Origin of the sequence: Pseudomonas sp. P97.38 (genome assembly GCF_001269745.1) — a bacterium.
Lineage (GTDB): Bacteria > Pseudomonadota > Gammaproteobacteria > Pseudomonadales > Pseudomonadaceae > Aquipseudomonas > Aquipseudomonas chlororaphis_E.
Genome location: NZ_LHVJ01000030.1, coordinates 104,980 through 124,702, shown reverse-complemented (window position 1 = coordinate 124,702; position 19,723 = coordinate 104,980). Strand labels below are relative to the sequence as shown.

Sequence of the window (19,723 nt, the reverse complement as noted above, 5' to 3'; positions counted from 1 at the left end):
CTGGTATATTTCGCCGATTCTGAAAAACATGGTGACTGGCATGGAACGCTTGACAAGAACAATATTTAGCTTTTGGTTTTTGTTGATTTGCATTGTATTCGTGAGCGCTATCTTTGCGTCCTATTACTATTGGACCATGTTTGGTAGTCAGCTATCTCCTAACTCCTCCGATTGGTCCGCATTCGGAAGTTACTTCGGCGGTGTGTTTGGTCCTTTGATATCGTTTTGCACTCTTCTCGCTGTTCTTAAAACTGTTTATTTGCAAAGAGAGCTATTAGATGTACAGGCCGGCGAGTTTCTTAAAATGGAAAAACATCAGAAACTGGCCTTGTCCAGGCAAGAAGAGCAGATAGGTATAGCGAAGTCAGAGCTAGAGATTTCAAAGGCTCAAGCTTATTTATCAACTCAGCTCGAGTTGCTTGAGACTCTCAGGGACCATTTCCGAAGGGAGGCGGATAGCATGGGAAATGCTGCAATAAAAATTTTAGAACATGAAGGCTTCAGTGCTCAGCATCAGAAGTTAGCCGAAGAACCAATTCGAAGAAAGGAAATTGCAGAGCAAAAAATTGCTGATCTTATAGCTCTGTCATTAGAATTATCTGTGCTGCGATATACTACGGTGGACGACATCAGTAAGGTGAGCGGCCCTAAGATGCTAAATATTATCTATAGAGAGGCAGATTGATCTAATTTATTCTCCACAAAAACAAGAAATAGCCTCGTCGTGGTCGGCGAACATATCGAATTGGGTATCGGAGTAGTCGAGCATCTGCTGGTAGCTGGGGCGGTCGCTGCGAAAGCGGGCGCCGTCGCCGGTGAACTTGCCGCCCGACACAACGGAGCTTTCCATGCGTGCCCACCACTCGGCCTTGGGCCGGTCGCTGGCGATGATCGAATAGACCTGTTTGGCACCCTTTAGAAAGCAAAGGTCGCAGTTGCCTTCCAGCGTTCTGCCGTTGATCGTCGGCAGCATCAGATCGAATGGTTGCTCGGACCAGAAGTCGGTCACGTCCTGCACGCCGACACCGGCGTCAGCCAACGGCATCACCATGGTTGCCCACTTGCTTTCGCCGGTGCTTTTGCGGTGCCGGATCTTCACGATACGCCGCGGCTCATCGGCGCGGATTCCGGTCATCATGTCCACCGGTACCTCCTCGGTCGACAGGCCCAGGCTGCGCAGGTATTTGTGGATGATGCGGATCTTCAGGTCGATGGTGCAGAACCTGGTCACCGGATTGGGCAGGTACTTCCGTTTTCTGATCAGGGCTTCGAACGGCTCGCCCTGGCGGCTGGCGCTGGCGTAATCCACTACCGTAAACCCAGCGTCATCGTCGCGAAATTCCAGCCAGACAATCGGCACCGCCCAGCGCTCGGCGCATTCCCGAACAAATTCCAGGGTGGCTGGGTGCTCCTTCCCGGTGTTGGCGAAGGTGACGACCAGATCGCTCAGGTCCTCGTTGTTGTCCAGCACCTGGCGCAGCATGTAGGCGCTGGTGCGGCCGCCGGAAAAACTCAGCACAGTCTTGCCACGCAGGCGGTAGGGAGACATAGCAGATCCTCGCCAGGGTGGCGTGAAGTGGGTTTGTGGGCTATTGGTTGATGGCCCGGCATGGGGCCGGATCAGGGAGAAGGAAATGTCACTACTTGTCGATAGGCCACGCCCGGTTGAATATCTGACCAAAAAAGGAATAACAGTCTTGATTGATTTCAAGTGGCGTATTGAGGGCGGTGTGCCAGTTGGGGCAATGCTGAGCATCCCCGGCCAAGAGGCCGCCCAGACGCCAGTTGACGCCGTAGAGGGTGCGCATTGGACAAGCGACGATCAGGCTCTCCACGAATCGCAGCAAGCAGCAGAGCGATGGATCGACTACTCACTGCGTTAAATTCGTCTGGCGGCCGGCGCGGAATCATGAAAAACGTCCATCTGCGCCGCGCCATCGAGCCAGGCCGCGTCGATACGACGCCGGGCCATTTCCGCATACTCGGGATTCAGCTCGCAGATGATCGACCGGCGACCCTCCTGCATTGAAACCAGCGACGTGGTACCTGCACCGCCGAATGGATCAAGCACCACCCCACCGCGCGGGGCGCCGGCCAGGATGCAAGGGCGGATCAGTTCGGGCGGGAAGGTGGCGAAGTGGGCGCCCTTAAAGCCTTGCGTCGGCACAGTCCATACGCTGCGTTTGTTTCGGGTGTCGATTGCATAGTCGCTCTCCTTGCGATCTGGCCGATGGGTGCCAATGGATTGCCCAGGTATCGCCTGCTCGCGCTTTGAGTTCTCACGCTTGAAGCTGTCCCTCCTCCTGCGAACGGCGTTCATCGGCCCATTCGCTTTGCCCGGCACACGATCGCTGCCACGTTGTTGCTCGAGATCCTGAGCCATCCGCAAGACCGAGCTGGGTGCAACTGGCTCCCTGATAGCGTCTTGGTCGTAGAAATACCGGGGCGACTTGCTCAGCAGAAACAGATATTCGTGCGATTTCGTGCATCGATCCCGGGTGGACTCAGGCATGGGGTTCGGCTTGTGCCAGATGATGTCCTGACGCAAATACCAGCCATCATCCTGGAGCGCGAAGGCGAGCCGCCAGGGGATACCCATCAAATCCTTCTGCTTGAGCCCATTGGGCGGGGTCCGTCGCTTGCCGCGCAGCACCGCGCCGCGGGTAGCGATCGAGACAATATCGTGCTTTCCGGCTGAGCCATCTGGTGCGTAACCGCCGGCGATTGAAGCGTATGTGTCGCCCATGTTTACCCAGATCGTTCCATCATCGCGCAGCACCCGGCGAACCTCCCGGAACACCAGCACCAGGCGTGCAATGAATTCAGCGGGTGTCTGTTCCAGGCCGATCTGGTCAGCCATGCCGTAATCCCGCAACCCGAAGTAGGGCGGCGACGTCACGCAGGTGTTTACCGACTTGTCCGGCAGTGTTCGCATCATGTCGATGCAGTCGCCGACCAATATCTGGTGCTGCTGGGACATGGTTTTCTCCAATGCAGGCGCCGCCCTCCGCAGGCTAGGGTGGCAATTTGATAGTTGATGGGATTGAATAGAGAAATTTGCGAAGGGAAGAGGCAGGCTATGCAGTTTGCTCGAGGACTACGGATTCTCGGTGTCGCGACGCTGTTGGTGGCAGCTGGGTGCAAGTCGTACACAGAAAAGGCGGCAGAAGGGCTGCCAAACTCTCAAACCGCCGGCATTCGGGCGATTGAGAAAACGCTCACGATCGCTAGCGTGGACGGGGCAGATACTCTCTATGCGGTGTATACGCAGCGGACGGAATATCGATTGACGGCGGGGCGCCACCGCTTAGAAGTAAAAAAGTGGACCGGGACCCGGGCGACACGACCGATTTTTCGAGACGTTAACCTGATCGCTGGTCGGGAGTACGGCCTCAAGTCTGTGCCAAGTGAAGGCTGGTGGGACTTCAAGCTTGAGGATTTGGAAACAGGTCAACGTGTAGACACGCCAGTCAACCCTTAAAACAACGACGCGCCTTTCCCCTCCGTGACCGGTGGTGGCAATTTGGTTTGGGTTGGAGTATTACGGGGTGACCGGCATGGAGCCGGATCAAAGGAGCAAGACATGCAACGAGGCGCTGCGGTTTACACAAAAGGGAAATTCACCGTTTACGAGAGGGTGATGGTTCACCTCGATAACACGAGAGAGGTTGTGGGCTATCAATTGATCGGCCCTGGTGCAGACTCAACTTGGATTTATGATCTTGATTCAGCCATCGCTGCAGCTGATCAGCTCGACTCGAAAAGCAAACCAAGTTCGATGCCCGGCCCGCGGTAATACAGTTGATTGGCACTGAATGGATTTCACTGATAATTCTCGGTGCCTGTTTTCGCAAAGTATTCAAGCTGCCGCGACCACTTCTCCTTAATTACCAATTCCGGTCGCGACATGCTCGCGAAGCGTTCCGATTCCTCGGCCGGCGCTGCAGCCAGATTGATGATGAAGCTCGACACCGTCTCCTGCCATTCCTCGAAGCCGTGGCGCTCGCCGAGGATCAGCAGAGCATCATCAAGCGCTTTCGAAACAATCAACGATCGCTTCTCCGCGCCGATTCGTTCCAGCAAGGCCTTCTCCTTGGCGCGCTTGTTCTTCTGCAATTGCGCATTGCTCTTGGCCATGGCCTACCTCCTCAATTCCACTGGCCGGCAGTGCCAGCCATGTCTGTCGTTTGCGTTGTTGGGTGCGGAAACGTCTCACGCTGCTACCTTCACCTGGTTCCAGGCGCCGACGGCAGCCAGAAGTGCAGACAATCGCGCCTCGGGTACCGGCGTATCGCCGGGCACGGCCAGCCAGCCCATGCCGATCCGGTGGTTCGGGTTACAGTCGGCCTTCACCTCTTCGTAGAAATGCTCAACGACATCCGAGAGCCTTTCCGCCATGTGCACGCCGTCCGGCCTGATGTCGATTGACTTGATGTACTGGGCGCCGTCTTGGCGGACGCAAATGCCTGCGATGTAGATTGTCCAGCGGTGAGCGACATCACAGAGCGCGTCAGCCACTGGCTTTGAAAGGATCTGCTTGCCGTTCTTCCAGTTGATCATCACCTGCAAGCCGCTGGGGTCGATATTGATCACTGCGGCGTGGTTGGTGTTGACCAGGGCGCGCATGCTGCGCTCGATCTGTGCTCGCCGATTGCACGGTTTGCGCTTGCTCATAGCGAGTCCGCCATTTTGCGCAGCGCCCGGCGTTCAGCCAGGGTCAGCTTTCGGGGTTTGCGCTTGAGGATCGTTTCAGGGTCTATCCGGGTTGAGCGGGCCGGCGGGATTGGATTGCTCGGAGGGCTTCGCAGTTCATCGATCCGCCCGCCTGCCGCCAGGAACTGGGCGATCTGGTCGGAAAGGGCGTTTGCCTGTGGCCGGTTGTGCTCGACCAGGCTGAGGTGGTTGCTGATCATGCTGCTATCCCCAATACCTTGTTCATGCGCTCGTCGAGGATTTCGTAAAAGGTTTTCACCCGCTCGGCGAGTTTGCGAATCATCACTTCGTCCCGAAAGGCGCGCTTGATGAACAGAGGCATGCCAGGCCAGTAGCAGACGAAGTCGATCCACTCGCGCTCTGAAACCCAGAGGCCGCCTTGGCACTGCGCTACGTGTTCCTTTGGAACCTCGCCGGAGAGGATGACCTCCACCTGGAACTTCGGTAGCTTTGTTTTGATTTCGCAGAGGCCGTCAGTCCCGATCAACGAGTCAGGCGAGTAGCCAATTCCGTGATTGAGGATGATGCCAACCTGATGCGTGGTCACGTCCGCCTGTGCCTGGTACAGGCCGCGGGCAGTGCCTTCGTACTCATGACCGCGCTCTGTGTGGCGATTGCCCTGGAAGGGGTCAGCGGCTTCGCCGGTGATGCGTTCGCCGATCAGGGTGTTCATGTAGGTGAACGCTCCAGCGCCGAACCCGGCTTCGCCTTTGCCGTTGACCAGCAGGCAATCCAGCTCCGAGCAGGTAACGATGCCCAGGCGCAGATCTAGCCATTCCTGAGTGCCTTGCTCGACATCACTGATTATTTGCATTCTCTGCCTCCGCTTTTGCTGCCGACTTGGTGAGCTGCCCCAATACCCTATCGAACTCGCCCTTGCTTACGCCTGACGTGGTGCCATGTAGGTTGGCGAACGCCTCTTTCGCCTTGTCACTGCATTTGTCCAGCAGCGCTTGGAGCTGGCGGGCTTGCACCGGTGTCACCGTGACGCTTGGAACGGCGGCATGGCCGTCGTCGTCTTCGCCGCGAGTGGTGATGTTCAACAGAGCCGACATGACGTAGCGCTTGCCATAGCTAGTGGACGAGCCGACAGCCTGGACCGCGTTCTTGCTGCCGCTGGTGTCGAGCGGGAGCAACATAGTCGTGCTTTCCCGGTGCCCGGCGCGGTGCATCAGAATTCCGGTGACGCTCAAGCCTGCTGGCACGTTCTCAACCTTGAAGGTAATGGCGAATCCGTGGGCCTGCATGATCGGCTTGATCACGTCGTTGATGTCTTCGAACGTGGCGTAATCGCTGCGCTTCTGGCCGTTAACGACGATGGCGCCGCGCTCGGCGATGCTTGGGATGTCGCTCTGCATGGCAGCCATGGCAGCGTTGAACTCTGCTTCGGCGTCCCGCGCCTGCATCCGCTCATGCATGACCAGAAGTCGTTCCATCTTCTCGATGTCGCAGGTAGGGTCGGCGGCGGCCCGGCTGATAACAGCCAGTATGCTGCTGTCCGACTTGATCGGCGCCACGGCTTGGCGGCGTTGTTCCGGCAGAATGATTTCCTGTGCCATGGTGGGCTTCTCAGTACTGAATGGAAATGGCTGGGATCTTGCGCTGGGCGATCAGAGTGATCGCCTGCTTCGCGCATTCCTCGGTCATGCCGCCGGCGATGAAGGCTTCCAGCGCGGCGCGGTTGATCTTGGCTTTGTGCGCCTTGTCAGCCTCGCGCAGCCGCTCCTGGCGCAGGATTTCGTCAGCTGCAGCTCTCTGGCGGGCAATCTCATCAAGGCGTGCTTTTTCAACGGCCTGCTTCTGATCTTCGATTGCTTGCAGTCGGTCGCGCTCGGCCCTCTGGTCCGCCTCGATCTTCTCCCGCTTGGCCTGCTCGGCTTTGCGCTCGGCTTCGGCGGCGGCCAGCTTCAGGTCGTTTTCACGCTTTTCCGCCGCTGCTTTTTCATCACGGGCTTGCTGTTCTTCTGCTTCGCGCTCCCGCATGGCTTTCTCTTCGGCTTCGCGTGTGGCGCGCTCGGCGGCTTCCCTGGCGATGCGGTCCTCGCGCTCTTTCTTCTCACGCGCTTCATCTTCGGCGCGGCGCCGAGCCAGTTCGGCCTGGTCCGCTTCGAAGGCCTCACGCTTGGCGAGCCCGACGCGCAGCTTACCCAGGACCCTGTCCTTCACCCGGGCCGCTTCGGCCTCGAATTCCTCCAAATGGGCGCCAATCTCAACGGCTTCAGCTTCAGCAATGCGCTGCTTGATCTGCTCCGACGTCAACTCCGCGAGCATGTCGTCACGATTCTTCAGCCAGTCGATGCCGTCGTTGTGCTTGTCGACCCTAGCGTCTTCGGCTGCCTGCCACTCGTTCAGCGGCCGGCGAACCTCTTCCTGCCAGGCTTCCAGGGTGTCCCGCACGCGCTTGCGCTCGGCGTCGATTTTCTTCGGCACCTCTTTCAGCTCGGCGACGAGCTTTTTGCCGACGTCGTCCAGGGCAGTCTTGGACCTGGCAACCTTGTAGGCCATCGATGCGATGGCATCGCGGCCCTTGCGGGTGGTGATGTCAGGTGTGAAGCCGTCGATCTCGGTGCGGATCTGCTGAAGCCATGGCTCCAGGCCGTTCGGCGCGCTGTAGACGGCCAGGGCGGTTTCTGCGGGCGGCACTACAGCCAGTTCGGTTTTTGCGGACACGAGCGAATCCTTGCCGCGACGTGCGCAGCGCTTGAAGGTGTGAGTTAGGAGGTGATGCGATCGGCGTAGGCGCTTGCGAGCATCCAGGCCGTGCAGAGAAGAAGGACGATTGCTGATCCGCGCCAGGTGTAGATCCTGCGCAGGCGTTGGATTTTTGTCATCGCGATGTCTCCAGGCTGAGAAACCTTTCGCCCAGCGTTATGCGGGCGGCAACTTTGTCACGGTCAACGCCTGTGATACTGGCGATGCCGCCGAGACTGAGCCCCTGGCGTCGAAGTCTTGCGCAGCGTTTGGCGAGGGCCTGCTGGCGTTTCTTGGCACCTTCGCCGCTCATCGCAGCACCTGGGAGAGCTGAGGCACCTGACAAGCAACATGGTGATCCCTGACCACTGTGTAGGCCAGCATGGTCATGAGGAGGCCGGCGGTGATGATCCATATGAGGGCTTTCATGGCCGAGCCCTCACTTCAACCCGGCCAGCTTTGATAGCTGCTACCAGCTTCGGCGGCAGTGCTGCCACAGGAAGTTCGCGCGGCAAGCCAGCACCGAGGATGGTCAGGCTCCGCTCGATCTCGGCGATCTGCTCATCGATCAGCGACTTATGGATTGGCGTGGTCATGACAACTCCTTGCGCTGCCGACTGATCTTCAGCAGGCGGGCGCTGTAGTGTTTGAACTCTTCGGGGGTGATATCGCCAGCGGTGAAGTGGCGGATGATCAGTCCTTCAGCCAGCGAGTCGCCAAGTCCTCGGCACTTGTGTGTTCAAGGGTTTCCAGGGCCTGGTCGATGTCGATGTGAGCGCTCACAGCTCGTTGTCCTCTGCCTGGGCTATCAGGGCGTCATCAGCCAAGGGCTCAATAAGGGCCTGGGCGATTTCGCCGAGCTTGCCGAGCGGGTGGTGGCTGTGGCCGAGAAGCTCGGCGGCGGCAGCCTTGTCGTATCGCCCGCTCATGGCCGCGATCACCAAGTAACCAAGGGATGCGGTGACGATTTCGCAATCCTCAAGCCTGCCGTTGACGTACTCATCGACAGCCATGGCGAATTGGTGCGAGGTAACTGTTTTGGCGGGATGCTCCCGCCCTTGAAAGGCTACATTTGCACCGAACTGAACAAGCTGCTCGACCGCGTTGTAGATCCATTCCGCCCGGGCTTCTTCCCGAGTGCTCTCGCTCACCGGCGGAGGCAACTGAGCGTCGAAACGCTCCTGGCTGAGTTTCAAAGCTGCGTTCATGGTTGCCTCCAGAGTGGCGATAGATCAGGAGTCTGCTGCGATATCAGCGAGGATTTGCGCCTTGCGCTTCTCGAGGCGAGCGCTCCAGGTTGGCCTGCCATCTACGCGCCAGATGGTCGCGCCACGCTTGCGGAGCTTCCGGGCCCGAGCCGGTGAAATTCGACTCCCCCATTTCTCGGTGCGGTAAATGGCTTCCCAGTACTGGACCGTCTCGCGCTTGTCGTACTTGTAGTACCGGCTGCTCGGCTTGTTTTTCGAGAGCCATTCGTTCAGCAGCGATACGTCGACTGTGGCCGAGCTGAAGACGTAGCAGCGCGCAAGAGACTCGAGGGTGCCGACGCCGATCTGCGCGGTTGGCACGCCAACATCGGCGCCGCACGACCAGACCTGACCCTTGCATTCCAGCGTTGACCCATCTGTAAGCTGGATAGTGAATTCCCGCCCGGCGAAGGCGTCGCGCGACCCCGGCACAATTTGGAGGAAGTCGTAGAAGCCGCCGTCGTTCGATACCAGAAGGTTTCCGGTGCGCTCGTAAACGCAGCGGGGCAGCTCGTCGAGGAGCAGAAACGTCTGCCCCTGTTTCGTCCTGATCACATCAATGATCTTCGGCATTACGGAAACCTCTGTGGTTGATCCAACAAAGCTCGGATGCACTCATCCGCTCCGCTGGTTGCCGGTGGGCGCGGAGGGATGCATTCGATCTGTGTCGATAGGTATGAGGGATTGACGCACGTGTTTATGCTGCTATAACGCCATCGTCTTTTTTGGATGATTTCGATATGCGATTTATTTCAAAAAGCGGTTATCTGCTGGCTTTTGTTGCGCTAAGTAGCGTTGGACAGGTTTCGTTTCCGACCAATGAAAACGCATCTACTGCTGTGAATGCCGTTGCGATCGGCCGCATGTGTGCGGAGTTGAAGCCCGAGATGAACTACTCGGTGCAGAACTTGCTCAGCGTGCCCGATCGCGGGGTGAGCCCAGAGCTAAAGGAAGAAATCGCCAAGATCGATGCCGACCCGTCCCGTCAGGATGAAATCATGACGACAAAAATGCACATCGCTGGGGACCCGTTAGCAATGAAGTACCTCTGTCCAAGCTACGCACCGAAAGACGGTCAGTAACGGTGTAATCAAGGTGTATGGAGCTTCTGGTCTGGATTTTCCGCATCGGAGTGTGATCTGCGCTTGTCATCGCAAGGACGCCCATTCAGTACCGGCTCAAGGCCTCAGCGCGCTGACAACACGCCCGGTATGGAGTCGCCTTTTCAGATCACACTCCGATGCGGCCTGGTGCTGGGGAGGACCAGGGGATCGGGCAGTTAACGACAGGCTGTCGTGGCGCTGGTTGTTCAGAATGGTTCAAGGACCGTATGATCTGAACGGTGTCTTGGTTTCACGCTGAGACTCACCTCCTTTGAAGGACATGAGCATGGGACAGTATTTCGGTAATTCAGGCCTATTCAAGGCTGCTTCGTATTTCAGCAACGAGCTTCTGGTCAGCTGCATCACCAGCTGGGAGCTGAAAAATATTGCTCTAAATACGAAGGAGTTTTTGATATGTCCAAAGAACTACTCGGAGTTTCTGCTCTAGGCTTGATGGTGGTCGGTGAGTTCTGTGCAATCTACAGTGAGGTGGTAGTCGCCAAACTTGCGCAGACAGGAAGTGCCTCGTGGGGAGCAGTCAGTTTCCCTTTGGCACTGATGTGTTTTGCAGGGATTTGTCTACTGGCGGCATATTGGCTTGGATACGTTGCAGCCGGTGATATCTGGATCGTCACTGTGGTATCAGTCACCTCCTTGTTGCTTCTTGAGCCCGTAGTTGTGTGGTCTCTGTTCCATGAGACACCTGGGCGGGGAGCACTTATTGGCTTCGTTCTGGGGGCCTTGGGTATGCTGTCCACTGCATTGCTTTAACTCACCTTTTTGGCCCAGCATCTAGTTGCTGGGCCAATTCGTTACGACCCACATTGATTTTCCCGTCTGGCCCTGTCGCCAAGGCCAGCCAGTGAAATCGTCATGCAGCAGCCTTGCAATCAGCCGCCGTCATACGCTGCCCGTCTTCCAGCTCAACCACGCAAACGCCGTTGGTGTAGCCGCGCTCGGTGTTGATGCGATTTGCCTCGCGAATGCAGGCAGCCAGGTCGCTGTCGGCGAACACCTCGCGCTCGCCGGCAAGCGTGATGCGAAGGACTTTGTTCATGCGGTGTTACTCCCGTTGATTTCCAATGCCGCCTCATAGAAGCGGCATCAGTAAATCTTTGGAGCCCAGGCCCGCTACTGGCGACAGCCTGGGTTTGTTGCGTCAGCGGTGTTGGTCAGTTACCCGCTGCTGATTGCAGGGCTGGCCGGTCGTCTTCGTGGGTTGGCGGTGAGCTTCCTCCCCAGGGCGTCAATCAGCATCTGTTCGCCTTGGATCACAGGTCCCTACAACATGCACGCTGCAGCTCGTTTGCCCGGTTATGTGGGCAGGGTGCATGAGGTCCGGCGGTCCCAGCCGAGGCTATCGGGACCGCTAATTTTGAATCTCTGTTTGCTCGCGCCTCCTACCGGGTCATTCGCCAGTTCGGTCAACACCTCGTCCGCCGTCGCAGTTCTGCGCGTTGGTAGCCTTTCGGGGCTATCGGATCGCCGGTCGCCAGTAGTGGCAGCGCGATTTTGTTCACCTGACTTCTTCTCGCCCCACAGGTGTGGCCGGGGCTGACCTCCCAGCGTGAGCCGGGTAATCGTTTATGGCGCGAGTTGTTAAAGAGCGTCGGGTCTGTTGAGGCCCTGGCGCCTTGTTGTTTGGCGTTGAGGTAAATTTACCATTTGGAAATTACCTGTCAATGCATATAGGTAAATAAAATGGTAAACAATCCGCTGGGCCTGGTAAATAACCAAAGCGCTTCCATTTTTTGTGGGCGAAAAAAAGCCCGCTCTTGGCGGGCTGGGAGTGGTGCGTTTCTTCAGGCGGGCTGTTGATCAAGGTCGGAGCCGCAGTATCTACATTTCTTGGCCGCAGCTTTGATTGTTTCCGCGCAATAAGGGCAATCTTTGGTCTTGGCGGTGACAGCAATGTCCTCGACGTGCGTGGCTGATTCCGGCTGACCCAAAGCTCCGGGTGATGGTTTGTTTAAAGCCCAGATAAAGGCTGCTACCCAGCCGACGAATGTCCATCCCGCTAGCAGGTTGAGGGCAAAAATGGGTGTGGCTTTGGGGTGTTCACCTATCGCGCAGATCGTCGGGTAAAAATACAGCGCAATGGCGCAAGGAAAGAAAACGATACTCGCGATCAACGCGATGCCGTTATTACCGCTGCCAATCAAAAAACTGATCAGGCAAACCGCGGCCATGATGACAAGACCAAAAATTTTCACCGTTAAACTCCCTGTATTGGAGCGCGGATTTTAGCATTCATGGCGCCAGGCCACCATCGATCGAGCGGTCAGTCGCGATGGCTGAACATTAGGACCTAATCCGTCTCTACCTATTCACAAGCTGCTGATGCTGGACGTCATGACCGACGATCGAAGAGACAAGGCCTTAGTCGTCTGCGCTAGACATGGGGGAGAATCAGACGATCGACGACTTCAAAGCAAGGGTTATCTAGACAAGGCAGGGGCGGGTTACAGGAGGGGCTTTAGCCCCTGCGGAACGAATCAATACTGTTCATTTAAATTTGGCAAGCACAAGTATTTTTATTTTGTCGTTTATCGGGTTGACGCTCAGAATTGATCCCTCTACTGCAGAAGAGTCTAGCAGTTTCGAGAAGCCTTTGTTGAGCGCTCTGCTAACGTAACCGATTCTGCCGAATTCAGTCATAATCGCTATCGCATTTTCGTCGTGGGCATTGTTTGGCTCCCGGACGAAATAAACTTTCGCACCTTCTGAAAGTTCGCCAGTAATCTTGTTGTATTGTGTCCCGCTAACCTCCAATACTATGTCTATTGGAGTGGCCGCTGTGGATAAGTCTGGGCTCAATTCGAAGCTGTCGCTTGCAAGTCTAGCTCCAGTGTAACCAAGTAGTGAGAAGTCGGATCCGTTAAATGTTTTGGGCAGTCCGTATTGTGCTAAGTATTTTGCGAAGTCTTGTCTTTTTCTTGGAGGTACTCGACTCATAAATGCAGAAAGCGCATTGTCGAATACTTCGTTGCCATGAATTGTGAACGCCGGGAAACTAATAAATCCCTCGTTTACCGCTGCGTGATAGTCAGGGGTATCCTTCAAATAGCGAAATACGAAGGAGTCGTCAGTTTTAGTTAACTCTCCTACTATGCGACGATTTCGTGCAACGCCATCGGCCACGCTCGTCCAGACCAAAAAAAGACGTGTAGGTTCAAAAATGTGATCAATGGTGTGCATTTAATTTATCCGTAATCAGTTTCATGCGCCTCAAGGTGAGCCTGATCACAAAGCTGGCCCTCTCTTTCGTCAGTCTAGCATGGGGCGGCATCGGTAGGTCAACCAGGCGCTCCATCAGCTTGATAAATAGAGATTCGTCGAAATTTTTAAGCTTCCGAAGTAACATTGTTCGAACGTTAGGATTGTATTTGGAAATAAAACTCATCGACTCTAAATGACCAACCTGTACCAAATTGTCTGGCGCCCATCGGATATGGTGAGTTCCCTTCTTTATAAAATTGTCTAGGCGAACGTCGTCCCATTGAGAAAATTTTCTTTCCAATATTTGATAGCCCAGGCTCGTCCCGTTGTCGAACCAAGGGGCGAATTTTAATCTCAGTCCGTACTGCTCGCCTTTCCTTCTAGCAACGCTTTTCGTGTTAGGTGAGGAAGTAATCAAATATCCCCAGTTATCTTGATGACGGTCAGTATTGCCTATTACTGCGTCGAACATGAGCATAGACCAGAAATCAAAGATCTGACTGTCACCTATAAATTCTACACTCAATTTTTGTGCTGTAAGAAGGTTGTGTTGTGTTCCTTTGTCTTTGTCGAAGTTTCTTATTTCTCTATAAAAGAAATAGCCCGCAGCAAAAAATACTTCCTCATTGGGTGTATAGAACCATTCGCTAATTGATCCGCATTCGCCTGTCATAGAGTCGAAGGCTGCGTGGGCTGGAGGGACATCAACGTCTAGAAGTAGAGCAATTTGATATGCGATTAGCTCAGCCCAGTATTGCTCAGGATACTTTTCATCCGAAAGCTTGAACATATATTGCCAATCGGGCTTTATTACATCCTGTATAGGGGCATATGGTGAGACGACCAGGCGTTTGGGGCGAGCACCTTCCGGATACGCCTCCGAAAATTCGCGATGTCGCCGCCAATCAGATATGTCGATTGGATTTAGCTGGATTGGCAATTCTGGTCATCCTTGATTAGAGCCAGCCATGTAATAACTGGGTCGCTGGGTTACCGCGAATACATCGCCCACCAGAACACGTGCCCCAGGATCGATATCTGTTGCTCCTGGATCTGCTGGAACGTGTAGTCCTCGTCTGGGTGCTCATCCCGGTTAAAGCTGCGCAGCCTGATTCCCGTGGGTAGGCGGTAAACCTGTTTCACACGGAGCTGACCGTTATGGTTGATGGCGTACATGTCGCCGTCGACGATATCGCTCAGGGTGTTCTTGCCGATGTTCACGCCCACGGTAGCACCGTCACGCAGCACGGGAAGCATGCTGTTCCCACCAACCTTCACGCATTTGGCGTTGCTGAACTGTACGCCGTTTTGGCGTAGGTCCTTCTTGAAAAAGCGCAACCTGGCGCTGTCGCTTTCCTCAATTACAAACCGGCCGGATCCGGCAGCCAGCTCGACTTCCTGAAGGAAAGGGACGTAGACCTCGTCGTCGTCGAGGGGCGTTTCGTCGTCCCAAGTCTCAATGGGCGCGAGCGGAATATCGACTTGGATCCGATGCTTCGCGGCTCCAGTCGCAGACGCTGCCGATAACTCACCCTCGCTCAATGGACGATCAAGCGACCCAGGTACGAGACCGCACTTCATTTCGAAGTCGCGCGCCATTTTCTCCCCGATATTTCGGAGATGCTCAGTTTTGTCGGTGAATAGCCTGGAGATGTATGAAGGCTGTTTGTCCACCTTGGCGGCGAAGTCAGCATCTTTCCCACCGAAATCGCGATCGATGATCTGGCGGACCCGGGCCCTTCGTATGTCTTTGATATCCATCCCCCATTAGAACCTTTATTTCCCTTTAGGGAAATTACCTTTACTTGGTAAACATTTATGGTAAATTCATGCATAAATGAACCAGAAGGTAAATCCATATGGACTTCCCCACGTACGCAAAGCAGCTTCCGCGCGGCGGAAGAAAACGCCTCGCCTTCAGCCTCGGCATCCCTGCGAGCTACCTGTCTCGACTGATCTCAGGTGATCGCTCCATTACTGCCGAGCGCGCCATCCAGATTGAGCATGCAACAGGCGGAAAGGTGACGCGACAGGAATGCCTGCCGGACATCCAGTGGAAGCACGCTAGTTAAGCACTGCTTCCGCACCCCAACCCGTTGAGCAAATGATCGCCCGCGTACTGGCAGGGCGCCACGGAAACAGTTTTGAGGATTTACGAATGGAAAATTTTCTGCGGGCCTGCCAGAGCGCTGTCCTGGACAACGAAGCCAAGACCCTTGCGGGAAAGATGGGCGTTCCGCACGTCAGCCTGCTTCAGCGCGCCAACCCTGACAACGATGCTCACCACCTGACGGTGGAGCATCTGTTCGGGATTCTGCTGCACACCGGTGACATGCGGCCGCTGCAAGCGCTGGCAAATGAGTTTGGCTTCGACCTGGTTCCGAGGGCCGCACCTGAGCCGCAAGCGCTGACCCGATCGCTTATCAGCGTAGGCAAGGAGGTTGCCGACCTGACCATCGCCGTGCATCAGGCCTTGGAAGACAGTCATGTCAGCACGTTTGAAAAGGCCCTGATCCGCCAGGAGATCAACCATGTCCGCCAGAGCCTGGACGTGATGGATGCGTCGGTAAAGGTCGCTTGAAAATTTCCCGCGCATGCGCGGGTTTCATACACCCAAATCGGTGTACTTCAGGGTTGCACTATCGATTAGCGGACCCGAAGCGGCAGGCATGAAAAAGCCGACGGTCGAGAGTCGGCTAATTCGATAACACTTGAGAAGCGCAATTATGCAGAGCCAACCTATTTCAAGCAACACCCGGCCAGATGTCGCGACACGTTTTGGCAATACAGAAAACGTGTCGCGTGATTCGTCAGTTATTCCTTTCGACTTCGATGGCGCAGCCGTCCGGGTAATCACGGACAACCTTGGCGATCCCTGGTTTGTCGCACGTGACGTCGCCGACGCGCTTGGCTACTCCAAGCCAGAGAACGCCGTAGCCCGTCATTGTAAAGCTGCGACCACTACCCCGAAACAGGGTGGTGGTTTCATGACCATAATGCCGGAGCGCGACCTTTACCGCCTAGTGATGAAATCCAAGCTGCCTGCCGCGGAAAGGTTCGAGGATTGGGTAGTGGGCCAGGTCCTGCCGGCCATTCGAAAAAACGGCACGTTCTCCACCCAGGGCCCGAACAATTCCAAGATCGTCGGAGAGCTCGCCATCCTGGAATGCTTCGACCGTCTGCTCAAGCCTGCGCCGTCCAGCAAGATGATGATGCTGGCCCAAATCGCCACCAACAACGGGCTGGACGCCAAGTTCCTGCCGGGCTACGCCGTGGATGCCGCACCTGATGCCGCTGGCGGTTCTTCGATGCCTACCAAGGCAATCACCGCCCTGATCAAGGATCACTCCATCGCCAGCACCCCGCGGGCCTTCAACCTCGCACTCAAGGATCACGGCTTCTTGGCCCTGCTCCAGCGCAGAAGCTCCAAGGGCGACATGGTCGATTTCTGGTCCGTGACTGAAAAGGGCCTCCAGTACGGCAAGAACCTCACCAGCCCTCAATGCCCTCGCGAGACGCAGCCTCATTGGTATGTGGATCGCTTCCTTGAACTGGCCAAATTGGTCGGGAAGGCCTGACATGCAATACACCGTGACGATCAACCAAGCGAAGGCGCTGGAGTGGGGGCTGAATTCACAGCAGGCCCTGCTGTTCGCCTTCGTCTACGGCTGCCCGAGCTGGACCAAGCCAATCAAAACCGATGACGGGATCTTCTTCGCGTTGAGCAAGGCCAAGATTATTGAGGAGCTGCCGCTGCTCACTGACAAGCCAGACACCGCTTACCGCATGCTGAAGGCCCTGGAAGAGGGCGGTTTGATTGAGCTTCGCTCTGAAGCATTCCGGCTCACCGAAAAAGGCTGCGAGTGGAACCCGTACCGTATGGGCCGCGTCACCGCTCACCAGCCGCCAGTCCTCCCACCTCGACGGAAGACGAAAAAGAAGCCCATCCCGTCTGGTCTGCGTGCACAAGTATTCGCTCGCGATGGTCACGCCTGCCTGCCCTGCGGCTGTTCGGTACTGATGCGCCTGAGGGCTGATCATGTGATTCCTGAAAGCCAGGGCGGAGAAGCCTCTTTGGGCAACCTTCAAACACTTTGCATGTCCTGCAATAGCTGGAAAGGCGTGCAGACGATTGATTTTCGCGCCTTCGCTGGAGGTGCAGCATGAGCATGGGTCTTATGGTCGCCGCGATGAAAATTCGCGTCGGCAATCCGTTGCGCAAGCTGGTGCTGATCAAGCTGGCAGACAACGCCAGCGACATGGGCGAATGCTGGCCTTCCTATCAGCACATCGCCGACCAGTGCGAGATTAGCAAGCGTTCCGTCATGAACCACATCACTGCTCTGGAGCAGGCCGGCCTGCTGCGCAAAGAAATCCGCAAGGGCGGCCCCAAGGGTAACTCCTCCAACGTTTACTTCCTGACACTGGATGGTGGTGCACCTCCTGCACCAGGGGTAGCGCAGAAGATTTACCAGGGTAGTGCAGCAGGTTCACCCCCTAGTGAATCTCCTGCACCAGGGGGTAGTGCAGCAGTTGCACCCAGAACCAGTCACTCTTCTGAATCAGTCAATGAACCGGTCATTGAACCAGTTATAACCCCGGCTCACGCCGAGGCCGCGCCGGCTCAATCTCGCAACCTGGTGCTGGTGGTTGATCGCATCGAGGCGCCCCGGGTCGAGATCCCTGCCGACATGCCTGGCCCCAAGGACCGGACCTGCAAAACCTTCAAGGTCTGGGCGAACTACGCCATGGCCTACCGCAAGCGCTATGGCACCTGGCCGGTCTGGAACGCCAAGGTCGGCGGTCAGCTCGGTCAACTGGTCGATCGCCTCGGTGCCGATGTGGCTCACCACGTCGCTGCCCACTTCCTGAAGACCAGCGATGCCGCCGTACTGCGCAAGTGCCACAGCCTCAACGAATTGCTGGCCAACGCCGAGAGCTACCACACGCAATGGGTGACCGGGCAGCGCATCAACGGCACAACCGCCCGCCAGATGGAGCGCACTGAGGCGAACGTCTCCGCTGCCGAGCAGGCTGCGCAAATGGTCTTGGCCAAGCGCCAAGCAGGGGAGCGCAATGAATACCTTTGAAATGAACGATCAGCAGGTTGCCGGGCTGGCCGCCGCCATCTGCGCGACTGCTGAGGCCATGGGGCAGGAAATGAATCCGGGCACCGCTGCGATGATGGCTGAGGACCTTTGCGTTTACCCGGTGCCTGTCGTCAAGGCCGCTTTGAAGGCCTGTCGCTTCGAGGTGAAGGGCAAGCTGTCCATGGCCGACATTCTCCAGCGCGTCCAATCGTCCGACGGCCGTCCTGGCAAGGATGAGGCTTGGGCCATCGCCATGACCACGAACGACGAGTTCGAAACCGTAGTGTTGACCGATGAGATCCAGCTGGCCCTGGCCGCGGCCAAGCCTGTACTCGATGCCGGCGACAAGATCGGCGCCCGCATGGCGTTCATCAGCGCCTACGAGCGGTTCGTGGGCCGGGCGCGGGAAGACGCCAAGCTAGTCAACTGGCACGTTTCTGTGGGCTTCGATGCCAACCGGCGCATCCAGGCCGTCACCAAGGCTATGGAGCTGAAGCGAATTCCCAGCGAGCACGCGCAGAAATACTTGGCTGACCTGAGCGTGACCCCGGTCACGGATGACGGCCGTACCATCGCTGGGCTGCTGACGGGCACGGTCACGCGACCGGCACCGGCCATGCGCCAGAAGCTGGAGCTCGTCAAAAACTCGATGCTGCAAATGCGCCAGGCCAGCGCTGAAAAGAAAACAGAAATGCGGATTGAGGCCGCCAATGAACTGGCTGATCGCCGGGCTCTGCTGATCAAGCAGGCCCAGGAACTGGAAGAGAAGAGGGCGGAGCAATGAGCATCGACAAACAAAAACTCCAGGCCCTGCTGTGGGCCGAGGTAGCCGCCTGGAGCGCATCGTCGCCTGACTGGCTGAGCAACTCTGAAGCGCTGGAAGAGTTCCTGGGCAAGCAGACGCTCGAGGAGGTGGCGCTGGAGCTGTTGGACGAGAACGAGCGGCTCGCAGCAGGTGGGCAGCTTCTTGTGCGCGACCGAGACGAACTTCGGGCCGAGCGCGACCAGCTCAAGGCCGAGAACGGATTGTTGCGCCAGTTAGCGATCGATACAGGGCTGGAGCTGAGGAGGGCCTCGAGCTGGATTTGCCGCGAAGTGGAGGCTGGAACCAAGTCCGCAACCCACTGGGCAGTTCGTCTGCGCGAAATCGCTGACAAGATCGACGCCGCCGTGGGCAAGGCGGTGCAGCCATGACCAACATCATTTACAAACCCCGTCACTTCTGGTCGTCCGGTTCGAACCGCATCCGCGAAGTGTTCCGCCTAGCCTACCTGTTCGCCACCGAGCTCGCCGCCGCCGGCGCCGTCGAGATCATCGTTCGCCCGGTGAAGTCCCGCCGAACCCTTGAGCAGAACGCCAAGCTGTGGGCAATGCTGGGCGACATCTCGCGTCAGGTCGATTGGCCGGTAAACGGAGTGATGCATAAGCTCGACAGCGAAGACTGGAAGGCCCTCATGACCGCCGCAGCCCGCCAGGAGATCCGTATGGCCCAGGGAATCAACGGCGGGGTAGTGATGCTGGGCGAGAGCACCAAGCGCATGACCGTGGCCGAACTGGGCGACGTCATCGAATGCATGTACGCCTTCGGCGCCGACAAGGGTGTGGTCTGGAGCGAGCCGAAGGGGCAGATGCCAGAGCAGTGGGAGGCGGCGGCATGATC

At 56.8% G+C, this 19,723-nt stretch carries 30 protein-coding genes; 14 read left to right on the top strand and 16 right to left on the bottom strand.

The window, feature by feature from the left end; translation table 11 throughout:
• The first annotated feature begins 40 nt into the window (after nt 1-40).
• The gene (locus AD664_RS25565) at nt 41-685 is read left to right on the top strand and encodes a hypothetical protein (protein WP_053151167.1); all 645 of its coding nucleotides are present in this window, start codon (nt 41-43) and stop codon (nt 683-685) included.
• Nucleotides 686-691: 6 nt separating this feature from the next.
• Here the strand turns inward: AD664_RS25565 and AD664_RS25560 are convergent, their stop codons facing one another.
• Entirely contained in the window at nt 692-1,549 is an 858-nt protein-coding gene (locus AD664_RS25560) for a phosphoadenosine phosphosulfate reductase family protein (protein ID WP_053151164.1), read from the bottom strand.
• Nucleotides 1,550-1,634: 85 nt separating this feature from the next.
• Between AD664_RS25560 and AD664_RS25555 the strand changes: the two genes are divergently transcribed.
• Nucleotides 1,635-1,883, top strand: coding sequence for a hypothetical protein (locus tag AD664_RS25555; protein ID WP_157061605.1), 249 nt, complete (start codon nt 1,635-1,637; stop codon nt 1,881-1,883).
• On the opposite strand, the gene AD664_RS25550 is transcribed toward AD664_RS25555, so the two are convergent.
• Entirely contained in the window at nt 1,880-2,980 is a 1,101-nt protein-coding gene (locus AD664_RS25550) for a site-specific DNA-methyltransferase (protein WP_053151157.1), read from the bottom strand. The two genes, AD664_RS25555 and AD664_RS25550, sit on opposite strands and share 4 nt — an antisense overlap.
• Before the next feature lie 99 nt (nt 2,981-3,079).
• Here AD664_RS25550 and AD664_RS25545 point away from each other — a divergent pair, with 99 nt between their 5' ends.
• Both AD664_RS25545 and AD664_RS25540 read left to right on the top strand, forming a co-directional pair.
• Nucleotides 3,080-3,481, top strand: coding sequence for a hypothetical protein (locus AD664_RS25545; RefSeq protein ID WP_053151155.1), 402 nt, complete (start codon nt 3,080-3,082; stop codon nt 3,479-3,481).
• A 102-nt stretch (nt 3,482-3,583) separates the two neighbouring features.
• The gene (locus AD664_RS25540; RefSeq protein ID WP_053151152.1) at nt 3,584-3,796 is read left to right on the top strand and encodes a hypothetical protein; all 213 of its coding nucleotides are present in this window, start codon (nt 3,584-3,586) and stop codon (nt 3,794-3,796) included.
• A 26-nt stretch (nt 3,797-3,822) separates the two neighbouring features.
• Here AD664_RS25540 and AD664_RS25535 read toward each other — a convergent pair whose 3' ends face one another.
• From AD664_RS25535 to AD664_RS25500, 9 genes are all read right to left on the bottom strand, one after another.
• Nucleotides 3,823-4,137: a hypothetical protein gene (locus AD664_RS25535; protein ID WP_053151149.1), complete on the bottom strand. Its 315-nt coding sequence runs from the start codon at nt 4,135-4,137 to the stop codon at nt 3,823-3,825.
• Nucleotides 4,138-4,212: 75 nt separating this feature from the next.
• Nucleotides 4,213-4,674: a hypothetical protein gene (locus AD664_RS25530; protein ID WP_053151144.1), complete on the bottom strand. Its 462-nt coding sequence runs from the start codon at nt 4,672-4,674 to the stop codon at nt 4,213-4,215.
• Complete coding sequence (locus AD664_RS25525; RefSeq protein ID WP_053151141.1) at nt 4,671-4,913, bottom strand: hypothetical protein; 243 nt, start codon at nt 4,911-4,913, stop codon at nt 4,671-4,673. The genes AD664_RS25530 and AD664_RS25525 overlap by 4 nt, the downstream gene beginning before the upstream one ends.
• A complete protein-coding gene (locus AD664_RS25520) occupies nt 4,910-5,527 on the bottom strand; it encodes a lambda exonuclease family protein (protein WP_053151140.1) in 618 nt (205 codons plus the stop codon). The genes AD664_RS25525 and AD664_RS25520 overlap by 4 nt, the downstream gene beginning before the upstream one ends.
• Nucleotides 5,511-6,272 (bottom strand): ERF family protein, encoded by a 762-nt coding sequence (locus AD664_RS25515; RefSeq protein WP_053151137.1) that lies wholly within the window; start codon nt 6,270-6,272, stop codon nt 5,511-5,513. The genes AD664_RS25520 and AD664_RS25515 overlap by 17 nt, the downstream gene beginning before the upstream one ends.
• Before the next feature lie 10 nt (nt 6,273-6,282).
• On the bottom strand, nt 6,283-7,383 hold the full coding sequence (locus tag AD664_RS25510; RefSeq protein ID WP_053151133.1) for a hypothetical protein: 1,101 nt from the start codon (nt 7,381-7,383) through the stop codon (nt 6,283-6,285).
• Between the two features lie 446 nt (nt 7,384-7,829).
• Nucleotides 7,830-8,000 (bottom strand): hypothetical protein, encoded by a 171-nt coding sequence (locus AD664_RS27730; protein ID WP_172679768.1) that lies wholly within the window; start codon nt 7,998-8,000, stop codon nt 7,830-7,832.
• A 183-nt stretch (nt 8,001-8,183) separates the two neighbouring features.
• Nucleotides 8,184-8,612, bottom strand: coding sequence for a hypothetical protein (locus tag AD664_RS25505; RefSeq protein WP_053151130.1), 429 nt, complete (start codon nt 8,610-8,612; stop codon nt 8,184-8,186).
• A 24-nt stretch (nt 8,613-8,636) separates the two neighbouring features.
• Complete coding sequence (locus AD664_RS25500; RefSeq protein WP_053151127.1) at nt 8,637-9,224, bottom strand: hypothetical protein; 588 nt, start codon at nt 9,222-9,224, stop codon at nt 8,637-8,639.
• Between the two features lie 167 nt (nt 9,225-9,391).
• On the opposite strand from AD664_RS25500, the gene AD664_RS25495 reads away from it, so the two are divergent.
• Both AD664_RS25495 and AD664_RS25490 read left to right on the top strand, forming a co-directional pair.
• Nucleotides 9,392-9,733 carry a hypothetical protein gene (locus tag AD664_RS25495; RefSeq protein WP_157061604.1) on the top strand — a complete coding sequence of 114 codons (342 nt, stop codon included), beginning with the start codon at nt 9,392-9,394 and terminating at the stop codon, nt 9,731-9,733.
• Between the two features lie 435 nt (nt 9,734-10,168).
• Complete coding sequence (locus AD664_RS25490; RefSeq protein WP_083454263.1) at nt 10,169-10,525, top strand: hypothetical protein; 357 nt, start codon at nt 10,169-10,171, stop codon at nt 10,523-10,525.
• A gap of 100 nt (nt 10,526-10,625) precedes the next feature.
• On the opposite strand, the gene AD664_RS25485 is transcribed toward AD664_RS25490, so the two are convergent.
• The 5 genes from AD664_RS25485 to AD664_RS25470 all read right to left on the bottom strand — a co-directional run bounded on the left by AD664_RS25485 (nt 10,626) and on the right by AD664_RS25470 (nt 14,734).
• Nucleotides 10,626-10,811, bottom strand: coding sequence for a hypothetical protein (locus tag AD664_RS25485; RefSeq protein ID WP_053151117.1), 186 nt, complete (start codon nt 10,809-10,811; stop codon nt 10,626-10,628).
• A gap of 745 nt (nt 10,812-11,556) precedes the next feature.
• Entirely contained in the window at nt 11,557-11,967 is a 411-nt protein-coding gene (locus tag AD664_RS27380; protein WP_256207167.1) for a superinfection immunity protein, read from the bottom strand.
• 292 nt (nt 11,968-12,259) lie between these two features.
• Nucleotides 12,260-12,952: an HIRAN domain-containing protein gene (locus tag AD664_RS27375; RefSeq protein WP_083454262.1), complete on the bottom strand. Its 693-nt coding sequence runs from the start codon at nt 12,950-12,952 to the stop codon at nt 12,260-12,262.
• Nucleotides 12,939-13,913, bottom strand: a complete 975-nt coding sequence (locus AD664_RS25475) for a hypothetical protein (protein ID WP_157061603.1) — start codon at nt 13,911-13,913, stop codon at nt 12,939-12,941. The genes AD664_RS27375 and AD664_RS25475 overlap by 14 nt, the downstream gene beginning before the upstream one ends.
• Nucleotides 13,914-13,963: 50 nt before the next feature.
• Nucleotides 13,964-14,734 (bottom strand): S24 family peptidase, encoded by a 771-nt coding sequence (locus AD664_RS25470; protein WP_256207166.1) that lies wholly within the window; start codon nt 14,732-14,734, stop codon nt 13,964-13,966.
• Nucleotides 14,735-14,832: 98 nt separating this feature from the next.
• Here AD664_RS25470 and AD664_RS25465 point away from each other — a divergent pair, with 98 nt between their 5' ends.
• The 8 genes from AD664_RS25465 (at nt 14,833) to AD664_RS25430 (ending at nt 19,721) form a co-directional block, all read left to right on the top strand.
• Nucleotides 14,833-15,045 carry a YdaS family helix-turn-helix protein gene (locus tag AD664_RS25465; protein ID WP_053151110.1) on the top strand — a complete coding sequence of 71 codons (213 nt, stop codon included), beginning with the start codon at nt 14,833-14,835 and terminating at the stop codon, nt 15,043-15,045.
• A gap of 86 nt (nt 15,046-15,131) precedes the next feature.
• A complete protein-coding gene (locus AD664_RS25460; RefSeq protein ID WP_053151105.1) occupies nt 15,132-15,554 on the top strand; it encodes a phage regulatory CII family protein in 423 nt (140 codons plus the stop codon).
• A 145-nt stretch (nt 15,555-15,699) separates the two neighbouring features.
• Nucleotides 15,700-16,551: a BRO family protein gene (locus AD664_RS25455; RefSeq protein ID WP_053151102.1), complete on the top strand. Its 852-nt coding sequence runs from the start codon at nt 15,700-15,702 to the stop codon at nt 16,549-16,551.
• A gap of 1 nt (nt 16,552) precedes the next feature.
• Entirely contained in the window at nt 16,553-17,140 is a 588-nt protein-coding gene (locus AD664_RS28295; protein ID WP_083454261.1) for an HNH endonuclease, read from the top strand.
• Nucleotides 17,137-18,063, top strand: coding sequence for a helix-turn-helix domain-containing protein (locus tag AD664_RS25445; protein ID WP_053151100.1), 927 nt, complete (start codon nt 17,137-17,139; stop codon nt 18,061-18,063). Before AD664_RS28295 ends, AD664_RS25445 begins: the two co-directional genes overlap by 4 nt.
• Nucleotides 18,050-18,847 (top strand): hypothetical protein, encoded by a 798-nt coding sequence (locus tag AD664_RS25440; protein WP_053151098.1) that lies wholly within the window; start codon nt 18,050-18,052, stop codon nt 18,845-18,847. Before AD664_RS25445 ends, AD664_RS25440 begins: the two co-directional genes overlap by 14 nt.
• Nucleotides 18,844-19,257 (top strand): hypothetical protein, encoded by a 414-nt coding sequence (locus tag AD664_RS27725; protein ID WP_053151095.1) that lies wholly within the window; start codon nt 18,844-18,846, stop codon nt 19,255-19,257. The genes AD664_RS25440 and AD664_RS27725 overlap by 4 nt, the downstream gene beginning before the upstream one ends.
• Complete coding sequence (locus tag AD664_RS25430; protein ID WP_053151092.1) at nt 19,254-19,721, top strand: recombination protein NinB; 468 nt, start codon at nt 19,254-19,256, stop codon at nt 19,719-19,721. Before AD664_RS27725 ends, AD664_RS25430 begins: the two co-directional genes overlap by 4 nt.
• Nucleotides 19,722-19,723 lie beyond the last annotated feature (2 nt).

What these genes read in the sequence shown, in the direction of transcription:
- AD664_RS25565 (WP_053151167.1), top strand. Translation starts at nt 41, where the DNA reads ATGGAACGCTTGACAAGAACAATATTTAGCTTTTGGTTTTTGTTGATT.
- AD664_RS25560 (WP_053151164.1), bottom strand. Translation starts at nt 1,549, where the DNA reads ATGTCTCCCTACCGCCTGCGTGGCAAGACTGTGCTGAGTTTTTCCGGC.
- AD664_RS25555 (WP_157061605.1), top strand. Translation starts at nt 1,635, where the DNA reads ATGTCACTACTTGTCGATAGGCCACGCCCGGTTGAATATCTGACCAAA.
- AD664_RS25550 (WP_053151157.1), bottom strand. Translation starts at nt 2,980, where the DNA reads ATGTCCCAGCAGCACCAGATATTGGTCGGCGACTGCATCGACATGATG.
- AD664_RS25545 (WP_053151155.1), top strand. Translation starts at nt 3,080, where the DNA reads ATGCAGTTTGCTCGAGGACTACGGATTCTCGGTGTCGCGACGCTGTTG.
- AD664_RS25540 (WP_053151152.1), top strand. Translation starts at nt 3,584, where the DNA reads ATGCAACGAGGCGCTGCGGTTTACACAAAAGGGAAATTCACCGTTTAC.
- AD664_RS25535 (WP_053151149.1), bottom strand. Translation starts at nt 4,137, where the DNA reads ATGGCCAAGAGCAATGCGCAATTGCAGAAGAACAAGCGCGCCAAGGAG.
- AD664_RS25530 (WP_053151144.1), bottom strand. Translation starts at nt 4,674, where the DNA reads ATGAGCAAGCGCAAACCGTGCAATCGGCGAGCACAGATCGAGCGCAGC.
- AD664_RS25525 (WP_053151141.1), bottom strand. Translation starts at nt 4,913, where the DNA reads ATGATCAGCAACCACCTCAGCCTGGTCGAGCACAACCGGCCACAGGCA.
- AD664_RS25520 (WP_053151140.1), bottom strand. Translation starts at nt 5,527, where the DNA reads ATGCAAATAATCAGTGATGTCGAGCAAGGCACTCAGGAATGGCTAGAT.
- AD664_RS25515 (WP_053151137.1), bottom strand. Translation starts at nt 6,272, where the DNA reads ATGGCACAGGAAATCATTCTGCCGGAACAACGCCGCCAAGCCGTGGCG.
- AD664_RS27730 (WP_172679768.1), bottom strand. Translation starts at nt 8,000, where the DNA reads ATGACCACGCCAATCCATAAGTCGCTGATCGATGAGCAGATCGCCGAG.
- AD664_RS25505 (WP_053151130.1), bottom strand. Translation starts at nt 8,612, where the DNA reads ATGAACGCAGCTTTGAAACTCAGCCAGGAGCGTTTCGACGCTCAGTTG.
- AD664_RS25500 (WP_053151127.1), bottom strand. Translation starts at nt 9,224, where the DNA reads ATGCCGAAGATCATTGATGTGATCAGGACGAAACAGGGGCAGACGTTT.
- AD664_RS25495 (WP_157061604.1), top strand. Translation starts at nt 9,392, where the DNA reads ATGCGATTTATTTCAAAAAGCGGTTATCTGCTGGCTTTTGTTGCGCTA.
- AD664_RS25490 (WP_083454263.1), top strand. Translation starts at nt 10,169, where the DNA reads ATGTCCAAAGAACTACTCGGAGTTTCTGCTCTAGGCTTGATGGTGGTC.
- AD664_RS25485 (WP_053151117.1), bottom strand. Translation starts at nt 10,811, where the DNA reads ATGAACAAAGTCCTTCGCATCACGCTTGCCGGCGAGCGCGAGGTGTTC.
- AD664_RS27375 (WP_083454262.1), bottom strand. Translation starts at nt 12,952, where the DNA reads ATGCACACCATTGATCACATTTTTGAACCTACACGTCTTTTTTTGGTC.
- AD664_RS25470 (WP_256207166.1), bottom strand. Translation starts at nt 14,734, where the DNA reads ATGGATATCAAAGACATACGAAGGGCCCGGGTCCGCCAGATCATCGAT.
- AD664_RS25465 (WP_053151110.1), top strand. Translation starts at nt 14,833, where the DNA reads ATGGACTTCCCCACGTACGCAAAGCAGCTTCCGCGCGGCGGAAGAAAA.
- AD664_RS25460 (WP_053151105.1), top strand. Translation starts at nt 15,132, where the DNA reads ATGGAAAATTTTCTGCGGGCCTGCCAGAGCGCTGTCCTGGACAACGAA.
- AD664_RS25455 (WP_053151102.1), top strand. Translation starts at nt 15,700, where the DNA reads ATGCAGAGCCAACCTATTTCAAGCAACACCCGGCCAGATGTCGCGACA.
- AD664_RS28295 (WP_083454261.1), top strand. Translation starts at nt 16,553, where the DNA reads ATGCAATACACCGTGACGATCAACCAAGCGAAGGCGCTGGAGTGGGGG.
- AD664_RS25445 (WP_053151100.1), top strand. Translation starts at nt 17,137, where the DNA reads ATGAGCATGGGTCTTATGGTCGCCGCGATGAAAATTCGCGTCGGCAAT.
- AD664_RS25440 (WP_053151098.1), top strand. Translation starts at nt 18,050, where the DNA reads ATGAATACCTTTGAAATGAACGATCAGCAGGTTGCCGGGCTGGCCGCC.
- AD664_RS27725 (WP_053151095.1), top strand. Translation starts at nt 18,844, where the DNA reads ATGAGCATCGACAAACAAAAACTCCAGGCCCTGCTGTGGGCCGAGGTA.
- AD664_RS25430 (WP_053151092.1), top strand. Translation starts at nt 19,254, where the DNA reads ATGACCAACATCATTTACAAACCCCGTCACTTCTGGTCGTCCGGTTCG.